This is a genomic window from Nonomuraea sp. NPDC052116 (assembly GCF_040680035.1).
GTDB classification, from domain to species: Bacteria; Actinomycetota; Actinomycetes; order Streptosporangiales; family Streptosporangiaceae; genus Nonomuraea; species Nonomuraea angiospora_A.
The window spans coordinates 79,386-94,287 of the sequence record NZ_JBFAWA010000011.1 but is presented as its reverse complement, the minus strand read 5'-3'; the positions used below and the strand labels follow the sequence as shown (position 1 = coordinate 94,287).

Genomic DNA, 14,902 nt, shown 5'->3' with positions numbered 1-14,902 from the left:
CGGGCGGTCAGGTGTTCCTGCGGATGATCTCCGGCGTCGGCGGGTGCGCCTCGGCCTCGATCAGCTGCCTCTCCTGCGCCCCGATCAGCCCCAGACGGTGGAGCAGGGCGCCCGCCGCGCGCCTGCACTCCTGGGCGGGCCCCGACTCACCCAGGTCGTCGTGGCAGCGGCCCAGCCCCCACCAGTGCTCGGCCTCGTCGTACGTGCCGGACCGGCCGGCGTCGTCGTCGGCCCGCAGCGCCTCCTGGAACAGGCGGACCGCCAGGTCGGGCCGGCCCGCGAGCCGCCGGGCCTCGGCAAGGTTGCCCAGCAGGCAACCGAGGCCGAAGGGGCTGTCGGTCTCGCGGTGGATGGCGATGGACTCGCTGTGGGCCTGGACGGCCTCGGCGAAGCGGCCGGCCTTCTGGTAGGTCAGGCCCAGGTTGCTGAGCGTGATCCCCTCGTTGAACCGGTCGCCCTGCTTGCGGTCGAGCGCCAGCGCCTGCAGGTAGCAGTCGATGGACTCGTCATAGCGGCCGAGCAGGCCGTAGGCGCCGGCCAGCCGGTCCAGCTGCGAGGACTCCCCGCGCGGATGCCGAAGGCGGCGGTAGGCGGCCAGGGAGTCCCGCAGCCGCGCGATGGCGTCGCTCAACTGGCCCAGCTGGGACTGCACGTCGCCCAGATCTCCCTGGACGACCGCGAACTGCAGCGGGTCGCCGGTGCGCCCGGCGGCGTCGGCCGCCAGCTCCTCCAGCGTGTACTGGTCCTTCCACAACCGTTGGTACCCCAGGGGGAGGTAGAGCGCCGCGGCCAGGCCGACCGCCAGCGACGGGCCGTCGTCGAGCTCGCCGATCGCCTGGCGCAGGACCACGGGGAAGTTCGCGGTCTCCGCCTTGATCCAGGTCTGGATCTGCTGGTGGCTGTCCATGACGGCCCCCGGCACGGCCAGGTCCTGCGGCCCGATGCCGGTCCGCCATGCGGCGTCCGGATTGACCCGGACGCACACGGCCCGGGCCGTCGCGAGGTACCAGTGCAGCACGTTCCGCAGGGCCGCGGCGCGCCGGCCGGCGTCGTCCTCCTCGTGCGCGCGCTCGTAGGCGAACTGGCGGAGCAGGTCGTGCATGCGGTAGCGGTGGGGGGCGTGGTTCTCCACCATATGGAGGTCGACGAGATAGTCCAGGACATCCTCCGCCTGCCGTTCGGGGATGCCGGCCAGGGCTGCGGCGACCCCCACGCCGACGTCGGCGTTGGCGAGCAGGCCCAGGAGCCGGAAGAGGCGGGCGTGGCCGGCGTCGAGCTCGTCGTAGCCGACGGCGAAGCTGGCGCGCAGCGCCCGGTCGCCGACGTGGAGTTCGGCCAGCCGGTGCCGGTCCGTCTCCAGCCGGTCGGCCAGGGCGCGAACGCTCCAGGTGGCACGGGCGTTGAGTCGGGCCGCGGCGATGCAGACCGCCAGGGGCAGGTGATCGCACTGGCGGACGACCGCCTCCGCGGCCGCGGTCTCGGCCCGGACACGGTCACGGCCGACCAAGTGCGCGAAGAGCGCCAGGGAGTCCTCTTCGGGCAGGAGCTCCAGGCGCAGGTGTGTGGCGCCGTCCAGCTCGGTGAGCACCTTGCGGCTCGTGAGCAGGACCGCGCCGGCGCCGTGGCCGGGCAGCAGGTGGCGGATCTGGGCGGCGTCCAGCGCGTTGTCCAGAACGATCAGCAGGCGTTTGCCCGCGATCAGCGACCGTAGCTGGCCCGCGGCCTCCTCGACCTCGGCCGGCACCGCCTCGTCGTCCGTCCCCAGCGAGCGCAGGAGCCGGGCCAGCGCCGCGGACGTCTCGACCGGCCTGGTGTTGGGGGTGGATCCGTGCAGGTTGAGGTACAGCTGCCCGTCGGGATAGCGGGCGGCCAGACGGTGGGCCACGTGGATCGCCAGCGCCGACTTCCCGACCCCGCCGCCGCCCGAGATCGACACGACGACCGGGCCCTCCTGGCGTGCCGCTCCGAGCAACCCGCACAGGTGCTCGACCTCTCGCCTGCGCCCCGTGAAGGTCGCCACGTCCATCGGCAGCTCGGCGGCCACCGGCCGGGCCCGCTCGGGCGGGGTCTGCGCCGCGGGCTCGGGGGCGGGCTCGGGGGCGGGCCGATGCTCGCGCAGCAGCTCCGCGTGCGTGGCGCGGAGCTCCTCGGAGGGGTCGACGCCGAGTTCGTCGGCCAGCCTGCGCCGGATCTCCTCGAAGCAGCGCAACGCCTCGGCTCTGCGGCCGGTGGCGCCGAGCAGCCTGATCAGCCGGGTCTGGAGCGGCTCCTCGTACGGCATGTCCGCGGCGACCTCCCGCACGTGCGGCAGGGCCGCCTCCGGCCGGCTGGTGTGCAGCGCCAGGTCGGCGGCCCTGGCCGCGCAGCCGGCCCGGGCGGTCTGCAGCCGGCGGATCCCCGCGTGCGCGCGGACCTCCTCCGGGGCTCCTTCCAGTACGAGCCCGCGCCACTGCCCGAGCGCCCGCAACAGCAGGTCGAGTCCGAGCGCGGGGTCCGGCTCGCGAGCGGCGGCACGGTAGCGGCCGAGGAAGCGGGCCGCGTCCACATGGCGCGCGTCCAGGTCGAGGACGTAGCCGCCGGACCTGGTGTACTTGACCGCCTCGGTCATCCCCGTGTGGTCGCGCAACCATGATCGCAGCCGCGACACGCTGGTGCGCAGAGCCCGCAGGCTGACCTCGGAGGTGCCCCAGACGTGGCTCAGGAGCTGGCCTTCGGCGACCGGCTCCCCCCTTGACAGCAGCAGCACGGCCAGGAGCCAGCGAACGTGCTGGCCGGGAAGCGGGACCTCCCGGCGGGACAGGCTGATCTCCAGCGGGCCCAGGATCCGGAAGTCGGGGAAGGGGCCATCGTCGTCGGCGGGCATCCAACCTCCACCCGAGGCGCTGTCCGGCAGGAATTCCGATATCGGGCGTATGGCTTCACCATGACACAGATCAAGATCTGCTCCAAACCGGGTGCCCCCGCAGGTCGGCCCGCCGCGACCGGGCCAGGGGTCAGATGCGGCGCTGCAGGAGCATGCCGGGCCACTCCCCCACGGTGAAGGGGGCGATGCGGGTGAAGCCGCAGCTTTCGTAGTAGGCGACCAGGCGGCCGTCGTCGCCGGCGTAGCAGTCGACGCGCAGCAGGCCGACGCCGCGTTCGGCGGCTTCGGTGGCGGCCCGGTCGAGCAGGGCGCGGCCGACGCCGTGGCCGTGGTAGCGGCGGTCGGTGACTAGGACCTGGACGTAGAGCTCGGGTTCGGTGGCGGGGGTGACGTAGTCGTGGGCGCCGCCGACGACGAGGCAGCCGGCGGGGTGGTCGTCGAGTTCGGCGATGCGCATGCCGCCGAGTTCGAGCCAGCCGGTGACCTGGCGGGTGCGGCGTGGGTTGCCGGTGAAGGGGCTGCTGCCCCATTGGCCGGTGCGTCCTTGGGCGGTGAGCCAGGCGACGGCGCTGTCGAACATGCTCAAGACGATGGGGACGTCGCCGTCGCGGCCGTCGCGGATGCGCGGGAGGGTGCTGGAGTGGGTCATGTCAGGCCTTGGTGCTCTTCAGGGCGCTGCCCTTCTTCCATTCCTTGAACGGCAGTTGCCAAAAGCCCCAGCCGTTGTTCCATTCGAGTTCGCGGGTGGTGCCGGTGATGTCGACGACGTCGCCGCGCTGGAAGTTGTCGTAGAACCATCTGGCCTGGTCGGGGCGGGCGTTGAGGCAGCCGTGGCTGACGTTGCGGACGCCTTGGGCCCAGACGTTGTCCTTGGCGTGGACGTATTCGCCAGAGTTGGAGATGCGGACGGCGTGGTCGATCATGACGTCGTAGTAGCCGGGGTCGCCCTTTTTGCGGCCTGGGGAGATCATGCGGACGGGGTTGCCGCGTTCCATGGTGAGGTGGACGCCGGAGGTGGTGGTGTATTCGCGGGTGGTGGCCATTCCGGCGCTGATACGCATGGTTTGTACGCGTTTGCCGTCTTTGTAGACGTACATCATGTGCTTTTTGGTGTCGACCTTGCTGATCTGCCGGGCGCCGATCTTGAGGGTGGCGGAGTAGTCCTTGACCCCGTACAGGCCGGCGCCGCCCTTGATGCCGGTGATGCGGGCATTGAGGGTGACCTTCTGGTGGGCGGGCCAGTATTTGGCGGTGCGGTAGATGGCGACGGTGTCGTTGATCCAGCGCCAGGCGCCGGTGACGGGCTTTTCGGCCTCGATCTCCAGGGCGCGTTCGATGGTGGCCTTGCTGGTGACGGGCTGGTTGAAGGTGACGATGATGGGGGCGCCGACGCCGATGGTCTCGCCCTTGGCGTGGGGGGTCACGTCGGCGATCTGCAGGGCGCGTTCGGGTTTGGCGGTGGTGAACGTGCTGGTGGCGGTGGTGGCGCCGGCGGTGGCGTTGACGGTGTAGTCGGTGGAGGGCTTGAGCGCGGTCTTGGAGACCCACTTGGTCTTGTCGGCGTTGTACTTGCCCTCGACCTGTTCGCCCGAGGCCTCGACGGTGACGTTGTCGAGGACGCCGCCGTCGGAGGTGACGACGACCTTCTTCTCGGGGCTGACCTTGCCGCTGCCCTGGGCGGGGCTGATCTTGACGGTGGGGGCCTGGGGGGTGGCGGTCGTGGTGGCTTCGGGCGCGCCCGCTCCCCCGCTGCCGCCGTCGGGGGTGGTGCCCGATGAACATGAGGCCGTCAGTGTGGCTGCGGTGAGCAGCGCGACTGCGGTGGCGGGCTTCCTCCAAGCGGGCGTAACGTTCAACACTGTCCTTTCCCCCATGGCATCAAACGCACCTCAAAAACCTTAATGCTGATGCATGTAAGACGAGGAATCATTTGGGAGAGTTCGGTCACATTTCAATCACTTGTGCCTGGGAAAGGGTCGCCTTAGAGGCGGTGGGTCAGGCCGGTGTGCCGCCGTCCGGCGCCCTTGGTGCGGACGGCCTGGGCCAGGGCGCGGCGGGAGCCGACGATGACGACGAGCTTCTTGGCCCTGGTGATGGCGGTGTAGAGGAGGTTGCGCTGCAGCATCATCCAGGCGCTGGTGGCCAGCGGGACGACGACGGCCGGGTATTCGCTGCCCTGGGAGCGGTGGATGGAGACGGCGTAGGCGTGGGCGAGTTCGTCGAGTTCGTCGAAGGCGTAGTCGACGGCCTCGTCCTCGTCGGTGACGACGGTGAGCTTGTGCTCGTCGGGCCGGATGTCGGTGACGATGCCGACGGTGCCGTTGAAGACCCCGGCGGCGCCTTTGTCGTAGTTGTTGCGTAGCTGGGTGATTTTGTCGCCGACGCGGAAGACGCGGCCGCCGTAGCGGCGTTCGGGCATGCCTTCGCGGGCGGGGGTGAGGGCTTCCTGCAGGGCGGTGTTGAGGGCGCCGGCGCCGGCGGCGCCGCGGTGCATGGGGGCCAGGACCTGGATGTCGCGGCGCGGGTCGAGGCCGAAGCGGCGCGGGATGCGGCGGGCGACGACGTCGACGGTCAGGGCGGCGATGTCCTCGGCCTCCTCGCAGGGGAACAGGAAGAAGTCGTTCATGCCCTGGAGGATGGGGTGGTTGCCGGTGTTGACGCGGTGGGCGTTGACGACGACGCCGGACTCCTGGGCCTGGCGGAAGATCTGCGTCAGGCGTACGCGGGGGATGTCGTCGGCGGCGAGCAGGTCTTTGAGGACCTCGCCGGCCCCGACCGAGGGCAGCTGGTCGACGTCGCCGACGAACAGCAGGTGGGCGCCCGGCGCGACGGCCTTGACGAGTTTGTTGGCCAGCAGCAGGTCGAGCATGGAGGCCTCGTCGACGACGACGAGGTCGGCGTCCAGGGGGTTGTCGCGGTCGAAGGTGGCCTCGCCGCCGGGGCGCAGCTGCAGCAGCCGGTGGACGGTGGTGGCCTCGTGCCCGGTCAGCTCGGCCAGGCGTTTGGCGGCGCGGCCGGTGGGGGCGGCCAGGATGACCTTGGCGCGTTTGGCGCGGGCCAGCAGGACGATGGAGCGTACGGTGAAGCTCTTGCCGCAGCCGGGCCCGCCGGTCAGGACGGCGACCTTCTCCGTCAGGGCCAGGCGGACGGCCTGGCGCTGCTCGGAGGCCAGGTCGGCGCCGGTCTGGCCGTGCAGCCAGGTCTCGGCGCGTTCCCAGTCGACGTCGGCGAAGGCTTTGAGCCGGTCATGGCCGGAGCGCAGGAGGGAGAGCAGGCCGGAGGCCAGGGAGTTCTCGGCGCGGTGGAAGGGCGGCAGGTAGACGGCCGGTACGACGTTGTCGCCGGCCGGGATGGGCTCGCGTACGGCGCCTTCGGCTTCGATGAGGTCTTCGAGGCAGGTGGTGACGAGGTCGGCGGGCACCTCGAGGATCTTGACGGCGTCGGCGGCGAGGTTGGGGGCGGGCAGGTAGCAGTGGCCGTCGTCGGCGGCCTGGGACAGGGTGTAGCGCAGGCCGGCTTTGACGCGTTCGGGGCTGTCGTGGGGGATGCCGACGGCCTGGGCGATGGTGTCGGCGGTCTTGAAACCGATCCCCCACACGTCGTCGGCCAGCTGGTACGGGCGGGTCTTGACGACGGAGATGGACGATTCGCCGTACTGCTTGAAGATGCGCACCGCGATCGAGGTGGACACGCCGACGCCCTGGAGGAAGATCATCACCTCTTTGATGATCTTCTGTTCCTCCCAGGCGGCGGCGATCATCTTGGTCCGCTTGGGTCCCAGGCCCGGGACTTCGACCAGGCGCTGCGGCTGCTGTTCGATGACCTCGAGGGTGTCGGTGCCGAAGTGGTCGACGATGCGCTCGGCCATCTTGGGGCCGATGCCCTTGATCAGGCCGGAGCCGAGGTAGCGGCGGATGCCCTGGACGGTGGCGGGCAGGACGGTGGTGTAGGAGCGCACCTCGAACTGGCGGCCGTAGCGGGGGTGGGAGCTCCAGCGGCCGAGCAGCCGCAAGGACTCGCCGACCTGGGCGCCGAGCAACGGGCCGACGACGGTGAGCAGGTCGGAGCCGGAGCGTTCGGTGGCGACGCGGGCGATGGTGTAGCCGGTCTCCTCGTTGGCGTAGGTGATGCGTTCGAGGACGGCGTCTAAGGCGACAACGACTGAACCGTCTGGACCATGCGCCACGTAAACTCTCACTCCCCTGCCGTTCTGGGCCCAGATTAGAGCAACTGCCCGGTGGCCACGGAGTCCCCACGCGATGCCGGGGCGGTCGCGCTTTCGAGAACTTTCCCGCTTGTACGCCTGGAAGGCTGGGATTGTGCGAGAAATCGGCGGCATCCCACTCATCGGTACGACGTCCTTCGCGACGCCGCCGACTGGGTCGCCGGCAGGAGGACGGTCACGATCAGTGCTGATCGTCCGTGGCGGGCATCCGCGAGGTTGGTCAGGCCCGCTGCTCGGCGGGATCGATGGACAATTCCCAGTCGACCAGCGCGGTCAGCCGGCCGAACGGCGGCTGGAACAGCACTTCTTGGACGAGGTCGCACACACTGAGCACCGGCTGCCAGCTCCCCGGCTGCGGCCTGAGCGGCCCCAGCCAGGCCCTTGATCACGTCCTCAACCTCGTACAGGGCCAGGCGACAGGGTCGCGAGTCCGGCCGCTCCGAGCGCCGCCACCCCCGGCAACGCCGCGGCCAGCCCAACAGGGGGAGCGAGCGCCGCCCCCAGCGAGACGACACCGTTACTAAGCACACCCCTTTTGCGGAGTCACGCGGAAAGTGATGGCGCGCACGCAAACCGTTAGTGCGAAATGTCCCGCAAATGTCCGGCTGTTGTCCTCGCCCAGGACCTTAGCGGCAGAGGACGATGTCAGTCACCCCTGCATTGGGTGGACGGAATCGGACATGATTCCGCGTCGCTAGAACAGAAGAAGGGGAAAACCATGCGTACGAAAATCATGCGGATAGGGCAAGTGGCCATCGCTACAGCCACAATGGCCGTAGCCATGACCGCCTCTCCTGCAGAAGCGCACACGGTCAGAACGGGAAACAGCTATGGCTTCGCAGAGATCAGCTCCAACCACGCGACCCTGAACGTCTGCAGGATCCTCGGAAGCTGGCCCGATTCAGACGTCTGGGGCACGGTAAGGTACAGCGGCGGCACTCTCATTCGTTATGACGCGCCAACTCGCTCCGGCCTGTGTTACCCCCACCCCCTATCGGCCAACCCCACCGATATCAGGTTCTGTTGGCGGCCTTCGGGGACGAACAATCAATGTATGGCGTGGAAGGCCGTCTGACCTCAGCGACACGTTAAGGGCCCTGCGTAGGCCGCACAACCAGGTATGCAACGCTGATCGCCCTCATCCCTCCCTCTCCCGTGGTGTCCGGAAAAGGAAAGGAGGGACGGGGGCGACGCTCAGGCGAGGCCGAGCACCGACGCGTACGGCAGACCCTTGTTGGCCGTCTTCGACGTGGGCTCGCCCACCAGGTAGTTATTCGTCACGTAGACCGTGGTGTGGTTGCCGTAGGCGCCTGGCACCATCCCGGGAGCGAGCGTCGCAACCAGCTCCGGCGTGAACGCCTTGGTGAGCTGACCGGCGATCCCCGCCGCTCGCGCGAGCACCTTGGGCGCCACCCGGGTGATGCCCTGATCAAGCCCGGCCGCCGTGTTCACGTGGACGTCGGCGAGCACCTTGAAGGGCGAGTGCGGTGTCGCAGACTGCTCGCCATCGCCGAGATCACATCCTGATGAGGATTCAGCATTCTCTCGCGCTACATCGGACCGGGATACTGCGGACGATTCCGCCAATGGCTCCGGGGGACCGAGCAGAACCCTCCAGCTCCGGAGGATCTGGCGGACCCACAGGTCATCCGAGGGGAGAGATGGGTCTGGTTCCCGGAACCAGCTATTGGCTGGGACGTGAGGGCATTGCCATTAAGCGACCCCCTCTGCGCGGGTGCGTCACTGACCGCCAAGGACGGAAAGCTCATTATTCAGCCCGAGCAGTCACGCTGAGGCACTGAACACGCCACAAAGTGCCTTCCCGCTCGTTGGCGACCGCTTATCCCCCGACCTCTTCCGAGGGATAAGCGGCCTCCCAAAACCGGCTGTGCAAAGTCGATCTCGGCGAGAGGCCATCGTCGCAACGGGCCGTTCGTCGAGTTCCCCGGCGACGATGCAGCCGAAGGCTTCCACCGACGTGCGGATGCGGTGAACGAGCAGCCCGCGCTGGCGGCCGTCCCGCTCGAGGAAGTCGATCGAGTGCCACCACATGAAAGGGGCCCTCCGGAAGGAGACCGAGCGCGTCGTCGGCGTCAGCAGGGTGATCAAGAGGTTGATCGGCGTGGATCCATGGAATGCGTGGCTGGAATGGTAGACGCATGAGCGATCCCAAGACGCCGCTGCCACCGCCAAGCCGTGAGGATGTGGCTGCTCGATGGCGAGCGCTGGCTGCGGGTGACGTGACCCGTGAGGCCGTGCATGCCTGGGCGGCTCCATGGGTGGAGGGTGAGGGGGCATCCGCCGACTGCCCTCCCCTGGTCCTCACGGCTCTGCAGTACCTGCATGGGTTCGATCTTTGCCGTGATCCAAGTCGTCCTGGTGTCGTGTGGCACGGAACGGCAGGCGAAGGCGAGTGGCTTCATTCACTCGATGACATCCGTGATGGACTCGCCCGCTGGCAGGAGAAGTGCGAGCTCTACGATGCGGATCCGCAGGGTTGGATGCAGGCGGTACGTCAGCAGGCGAGGGCCCTTGTCCAAGGCAGCGAGGGGCCTTTCGGTGCTGGTGAGGGCATGCGAAAGGCCCCTGAAGATGGGGGCTCCAGAGGCCTAGATTGTGATCATGGAATCTGAGACTTGAGGGGGTATGGGGACTCCGCGCTCGCGCCGGAGAGACGCTCTCAGCGCGTCAAGCGATTCCTCATGCCGCCTGATGCCATGGGGCATGTGCTTCATGGACGGTACTCACTTCGCCACCGCCTCGACGTCGGCGCGGAAGTCGGACTCGTGCGCGGCCTCGCCGTGCGCGAATGCCTGGCCGAGCCTGTAGGCCGGGGACCGGTTCAGTGCGGATTGCTCCTTGTCGTACCGGCGGGTGGTGCGAGGGTCCGCGTGGCCGAGGAGGTCCTGCACGACGTGGAGCTCCACACCCTCGCTGAGCAGGTATGTGGCAACCGCGTGCCGCAGCGAATGCGGCGAGATTGCATCCCAGTGCGGGATCCCGGCCTTGCGAGCGATCTCGCGGATCTTCCTGAAGATCGCGGGCTGGTCGAGCGGCCTACCGGTGTCCGTGCGGAACAGCGGGCCCTCGTCGCCGCCGCGCAGCGTGATGTACCGGTCGAGGGCAGCGCTCGCGTATGGCGGAACGGCCAGCCGCAGCGTCTTCCCGGCCGGGCCCTTCACGGGCAGGTCGATCACCCGGTGGCCGGTGTCCCACCCGAGGGACGACAGGCGGGACTCGATGACACCGCCGACCCGGCAGGCGGTCACAACGACCAGGCACAGCATCGCGTACGCCCGGGCGCTGTCCCGGACCCTGGACGCAGCGGCCCGGCCATCCTCATACGCGGCTGCGGTCTTGTCGGCCTCTGCCTTGGCCCAGGCGAGCATCCGGTCCATGTCGGCCTTCGCCAGGCCGCGCGTGGTCGACAGGGAGGAGGGCTGCGCGCGCTCCATGTCGAGGAAGGGGTTCCGGGCGGCGGCGCCGGCGCGCACGAGGTACCGGTACCACGACGACGCCGCGGAGATGCGCCGGGCTCGGGTCGAGGCGGCAAGGCCCGCGTCACGCAGGGCCGCGCCGTACAGGTCGGCCTCGATCGGCGCGATGTCCATGGGGTCGAGGCCGCGGGCCAGGATGTAGGCGAGCCAGAACGACAGGTCCTGGGAATAGCCGCGGCGCGTCTTCGGGGAGCTGCGCTTCTCGCTGGACAGCCATCCGGCCGTGGAGGTGAGCACGATGGGGTCCGTGCCGGAGGCTCGCATGAGCTCGGCCAGCTCGTACTCATCACTCGCGGGCGGAGTGCCTCGTACGACCGGGCGAGACACGGTGATGGCGACCCCCTGCTCGTCGGGGGCCGAGTCGCGAGGTAAGGGGGAAACGATCACGAAAACGATCTTACATGATAAGAGACATTGGCATGTAAGATCATTAGTCACGAGGAGTCGTTCCCGAAAGCCACAAACCGGTGCGCAGTGATGGGATCGAGAAATCCAGTCATAGGGCATCGACGCAGCGTGACGTCATGGCACAAATGGAACCAAGGAAGCCTTGTCTGTCCTGATCATCGTCTTCGCGTGCCTTGGGCTCCTCGCAGGTGGCGGTGCCCTCACAGAGGAAGGCCATACCCCTGCAAGCTGGATCGTCATCGCGGCGAGTGCAGCATTAGGCACGTTCGGTGATTGAACACAGTCGTGGGCCTCCCCTCCCTCGCCCACCGCCGAACCGAACTCACCGACACCCCGCACCGGCCCGCAGCCGAAACAAGATCCACCCACACACCACCGTCATGAAGCGGAAAGGCGACGCAGAATGCAGGCGTCCGCGCGGCCGCACGACCTGCATGAGAAGCCGCCTGCGATCTTCCTCAAGCGGCACGTCCGGCGGGAGCCCTTAGATCACCGGAACGGCGTCCCGAGCGTCCAGGGCTCCGTCCCCTACCCCTGCTGCCAGATCTGCTGAACCCTGTCGCAGTTAGCGCGAAGCCGATCCCGGGACGGGATGTACTCCTCCTCAAGAACGATGCCGCGCGAGACCAGGTCGGTCTGGCGGGCAAGGTCGGCCTCGATCCTCTTCAGCTCGCGTTCCAGCCGCGCGGACCCGGGCTCGGCCGGGCCCCATCTGTGCCCTCGGCGGCCGTCTCGATGTCATGTGCCCACTCGGCCAAGATGTCGAGGACCGCGACCGTCACCAGGGCGCGCTGGGCGAACACGCTCTTGCACTTCACCCCCTGCCGGATCCGAGCTCGGCAGATATAGCCGGGGAGGTCCCGTTCGGTCTTCATGTGCATCCCGCCGCGGCAGTGACCGCAACGGCTCACTCGTTCCCGGTCAAGCCGCAGTGCGTTCGAGAACGGCATCCAAGGATGAAACGGGTGGACTCTTCACACGAACCCCTCTCCCGCCTGCTTTGCCGCACGAGTAAACCAGCACGAGTAAACCGGCACGGGCGAGCCGCCGTGCGGGCGGCGGATCGCCGGGCACGTGAGGCATCTCGCGGTCGCCTTTCGGAGGCTCGTGCGAAAGTGGATCGATGGCAACCCGCTGTCGGTCATGCCCCCGTTGTCCGCTCGGCCCGCTGTGATGCGGTCGCGGTCGGGTGGGTGTGACCGAGGGTGCGCACACCCTTCAGGAGGGGGCTATGGCAAGGGCTGTCGTGAAGTGGGCTGGTGGGGTGGCGGCGGGGCTCGCGGTCCTGGTGGTGCTCCTGGCGTCGCCGTTCGCGCTCGGCCGGCTCGCTGGTGCGACGGGGGTTGACTGGGCCTCGCTCGCCGACGTCGGTGACGCCTATGGCTCCGTCGTTGCGCTGCTCACCGCGGTGTCACTCTTGGTGCTGGCCGTATCGGTGGCCTTTCAGGCGCGGACGGCACGCATCTCATCGGAGACCGCCGTGCGGATGCTCCATATGGAGATGATGCGTTTCACGATAGAAGACCCGTCTCTCCTGCAGATGGAGGGCGCGGAGTGGGACGGGACGGCCGAGGCATCCGAAGAGATGCGGCGGTGGGCGTTTGTCAACATGCAACTCGGGCTCTACCGGTCGTTCCACGCGCTCAAGGAGTTGCCGACAGCCGAGTTGCGGATGGCGATGGCCGCCAGGTTCAGGTCGCGGATGGGCCGGGATCATTGGGAGCATAACCAGGCCTGGTTCCGGGCGAGCGAGCGCAACCGTCACGACCGCCGGTTCAACGAGATCGTCGAGGAGGAGTATCAGAGGGCCGTCCAGGCGGGTGAGGCGGTGGCGGAACGCTCGCGGGTGTCCCGTGGCGGGCTGCCGCGGGAGCTCGTGGTGGGCGGGGTTGCGGCCGTCGTCGCAGTCGGGGTCGGGGTACTCCTCGGCAAGAGGCGCGGCAGACAAGGCTGACCATGGGCAGCCGCTCGCGCGGGCCGGTCCCGCACCCGAGGTGAAGACGTTCTCTCCCGGGTCGAACCGAGGCAGGCCTGCTCAGAAGGCCTGCGAGTGCAGGGGGTACGACGGGCCGAGTCCGCCGAGCCACTGCGGTGAGTCGGTGGCGGCGCCGTGATCCGGTCGGCGTCGTAGATCGCCTGCAGCGGTGGGCGATCATCGGTACAGCGCGTCCCCCAGGAGTCCAGCGCGCGCCCGGCGGTGCTGTGGCGGCGACTACTCCCGGCGGTGTAGTCCGGTCGGTCGCTGGTCCCGGGGCGGTAGCGGCAGATGACTTCGCTTGCAGGACGCCCCCGAGCAGCAGTTGAACGACGATTGCGGTCATGACAGCCCCAGCCCATACATCCACCGGGCTCCCCGCCCGCATCGCCGCCGCGCAACCGGGTCCGAACCGCGACGACCCCCTCCGGCTCAAAGGACTGAGCCGCGTTGACCAGTAGACAATCAGCAGGCCGAAGCGCGCTCGCCGAGCCGGATGCCCGGCCGGGGCTCACCCTCGCCGCGGTGGCCGTCGTGCAGTTCATGGTGTCGCTGGATCTGTCGGTCGTGAACGTCGGGCTTCCGCAGATCGCCGCCGGCCTCGGATTCAGCGCGGTGGGCCTGACCTGGGTGATCCACGCCTACGCGCTCACCTTCGGCGGGCTGCTCCTGCTGGGCGGCAAGGCCGCCGACCGCTACGGCCGCAAGCCGGTCCTGCTCCTCGGGCTCGCCCTGTTCGGCCTGGCCTCGCTCGCCGGCGGCTTCGCCCAGGAACCCGGTCAGCTGGTCGCCGCCCGGGCCGCGCAGGGCATCGGGGCCGCCGCCCTGGCGCCGGCCGCGCTGGCGCTGCTGACCACGACGTTCCCCGCGGGCAAGGAACGCGTGCGCGCCTTCGGGATCTGGAGCGCGACGAACGCCGCCGGGGGCGCGCTCGGCGTCCTGATCGGCGGCCTGCTCACCGAGTACGCCGGCTGGCGCTGGGTGATGTTCGTGAGCGTGCCCATGGCCGCCTGCGCGCTGGCGCTGACCTGGCGGGCCGTGACCGCCGGGCCGCCTGCGGTGCGCGCCGCCCGTCCGGATGCGCTCGGCGCGGTCCTGGCCACGGCGGGCATGATGCTGCTGGTGTTCGGCATCGTCCGCACCGACCGGTACGCGTGGACGTCGCCGGTCACCGTGGCGACGTTGGCGGTCGCCGCCGCGCTGCTGGCCGCGTTCATCCTCGTCGAGCGGACCACGGCCCGCGAACCGCTGATCCGGCTCGGCCTGTTCACCAACCGCTCGGTCGCTGGCGCGAACGCCTACAACCTCCTGGTCGGCGCGGCCATGGCCGCGGCCTTCTACTTCGCGTCCCTGTACCTGCAACGCGTGCTCGGGACGGGGCCGGCCCTGACCGGGGTCGAGTTCCTGCCGTTCGCGCTCGGCGTGGTCGCCGGGTCCGTACTGGCCGTCAAACTCGGTTATCGGCTCGCGCCGCGTACGCTTCTGGTCATCGGCGGGCTGCTGACGGCGGCCGGGTTCGCCTGGTTCGGCCTGATCAGCCCGGACGGCGCCTTCGTCACGGACGTTCTGGGGCCCTCGATCGTCGCCAGCGTCGGCTTCGGGCTCTGCCTCGGACCGGTCGTCTCCACCGCGACCGTCGGCGTCGCGGCCCACGAGAGCGGCACCGCCTCAGGCCTGCTCAACAGCTCACGTCAGATCGGCGCCTCACTCGGGCTGGCCGCCCTCGGCACCGTCGCGCACAACCGCACCGGCCGGGCCGTCACGCCCGGGTCCCTCAACGACGGTTACGCGCTCGGCCTGAGCCTCGGCGCCGTCCTCCTGCTCGGCGCCGTTCTCATCGCCCTCACGGTCCTGCGCCGGACCGGCCCGCCCGCACGGGCCGAGCGGCCCGATGACCGCGTTTCGCTCTCCGTCCGGGATTGACCGGCGATCCA

Annotated in this window: 9 protein-coding genes; 2 read left to right on the top strand and 7 right to left on the bottom strand. The window is 69.3% G+C overall.

Annotation, left to right across the window (positions count from 1 at the left end; genetic code table 11):
• Nucleotides 1–7: 7 nt before the first annotated feature.
• The 7 genes from AB0L65_RS22730 to AB0L65_RS22700 all read right to left on the bottom strand — a co-directional run bounded on the left by AB0L65_RS22730 (nt 8) and on the right by AB0L65_RS22700 (nt 11,868).
• On the bottom strand, nt 8–2,863 hold the full coding sequence (locus AB0L65_RS22730; RefSeq protein ID WP_364248464.1) for a BTAD domain-containing putative transcriptional regulator: 2,856 nt from the start codon (nt 2,861–2,863) through the stop codon (nt 8–10).
• Nucleotides 2,864–2,993: 130 nt separating this feature from the next.
• The gene (locus AB0L65_RS22725) at nt 2,994–3,512 is read right to left on the bottom strand and encodes a GNAT family N-acetyltransferase (protein WP_364248462.1); all 519 of its coding nucleotides are present in this window, start codon (nt 3,510–3,512) and stop codon (nt 2,994–2,996) included.
• Between the two features lies 1 nt (nt 3,513).
• A complete protein-coding gene (locus AB0L65_RS22720) occupies nt 3,514–4,722 on the bottom strand; it encodes an Ig-like domain-containing protein (protein WP_364248460.1) in 1,209 nt (402 codons plus the stop codon).
• Between the two features lie 122 nt (nt 4,723–4,844).
• Nucleotides 4,845–7,049, bottom strand: a complete 2,205-nt coding sequence (locus AB0L65_RS22715) for an ATP-dependent RecD-like DNA helicase (RefSeq protein WP_364248458.1) — start codon at nt 7,047–7,049, stop codon at nt 4,845–4,847.
• Between the two features lie 1,233 nt (nt 7,050–8,282).
• Nucleotides 8,283–8,558 carry a hypothetical protein gene (locus AB0L65_RS22710; protein ID WP_364248456.1) on the bottom strand — a complete coding sequence of 92 codons (276 nt, stop codon included), beginning with the start codon at nt 8,556–8,558 and terminating at the stop codon, nt 8,283–8,285.
• A gap of 1,274 nt (nt 8,559–9,832) precedes the next feature.
• Complete coding sequence (locus AB0L65_RS22705; protein WP_364248454.1) at nt 9,833–10,972, bottom strand: tyrosine-type recombinase/integrase; 1,140 nt, start codon at nt 10,970–10,972, stop codon at nt 9,833–9,835.
• A 686-nt stretch (nt 10,973–11,658) separates the two neighbouring features.
• Nucleotides 11,659–11,868, bottom strand: a complete 210-nt coding sequence (locus AB0L65_RS22700) for a hypothetical protein (RefSeq protein ID WP_364248452.1) — start codon at nt 11,866–11,868, stop codon at nt 11,659–11,661.
• A 356-nt stretch (nt 11,869–12,224) separates the two neighbouring features.
• Between AB0L65_RS22700 and AB0L65_RS22695 the strand changes: the two genes are divergently transcribed.
• Both AB0L65_RS22695 and AB0L65_RS22690 read left to right on the top strand, forming a co-directional pair.
• Nucleotides 12,225–12,947 carry a DUF6082 family protein gene (locus tag AB0L65_RS22695; protein WP_364248450.1) on the top strand — a complete coding sequence of 241 codons (723 nt, stop codon included), beginning with the start codon at nt 12,225–12,227 and terminating at the stop codon, nt 12,945–12,947.
• Between the two features lie 471 nt (nt 12,948–13,418).
• Complete coding sequence (locus AB0L65_RS22690) at nt 13,419–14,891, top strand: MFS transporter (protein WP_364248448.1); 1,473 nt, start codon at nt 13,419–13,421, stop codon at nt 14,889–14,891.
• Nucleotides 14,892–14,902 lie beyond the last annotated feature (11 nt).

Coding starts and splice junctions, on each gene's coding strand:
- AB0L65_RS22695 (WP_364248450.1), top strand. CDS start 12,225: ATGGCAAGGGCTGTCGTGAAGTGGGCTGGTGGGGTGGCGGCGGGGCTC.
- AB0L65_RS22730 (WP_364248464.1), bottom strand. CDS start 2,863: ATGCCCGCCGACGACGATGGCCCCTTCCCCGACTTCCGGATCCTGGGC.
- AB0L65_RS22700 (WP_364248452.1), bottom strand. CDS start 11,868: ATGAAGACCGAACGGGACCTCCCCGGCTATATCTGCCGAGCTCGGATC.
- AB0L65_RS22725 (WP_364248462.1), bottom strand. CDS start 3,512: ATGACCCACTCCAGCACCCTCCCGCGCATCCGCGACGGCCGCGACGGC.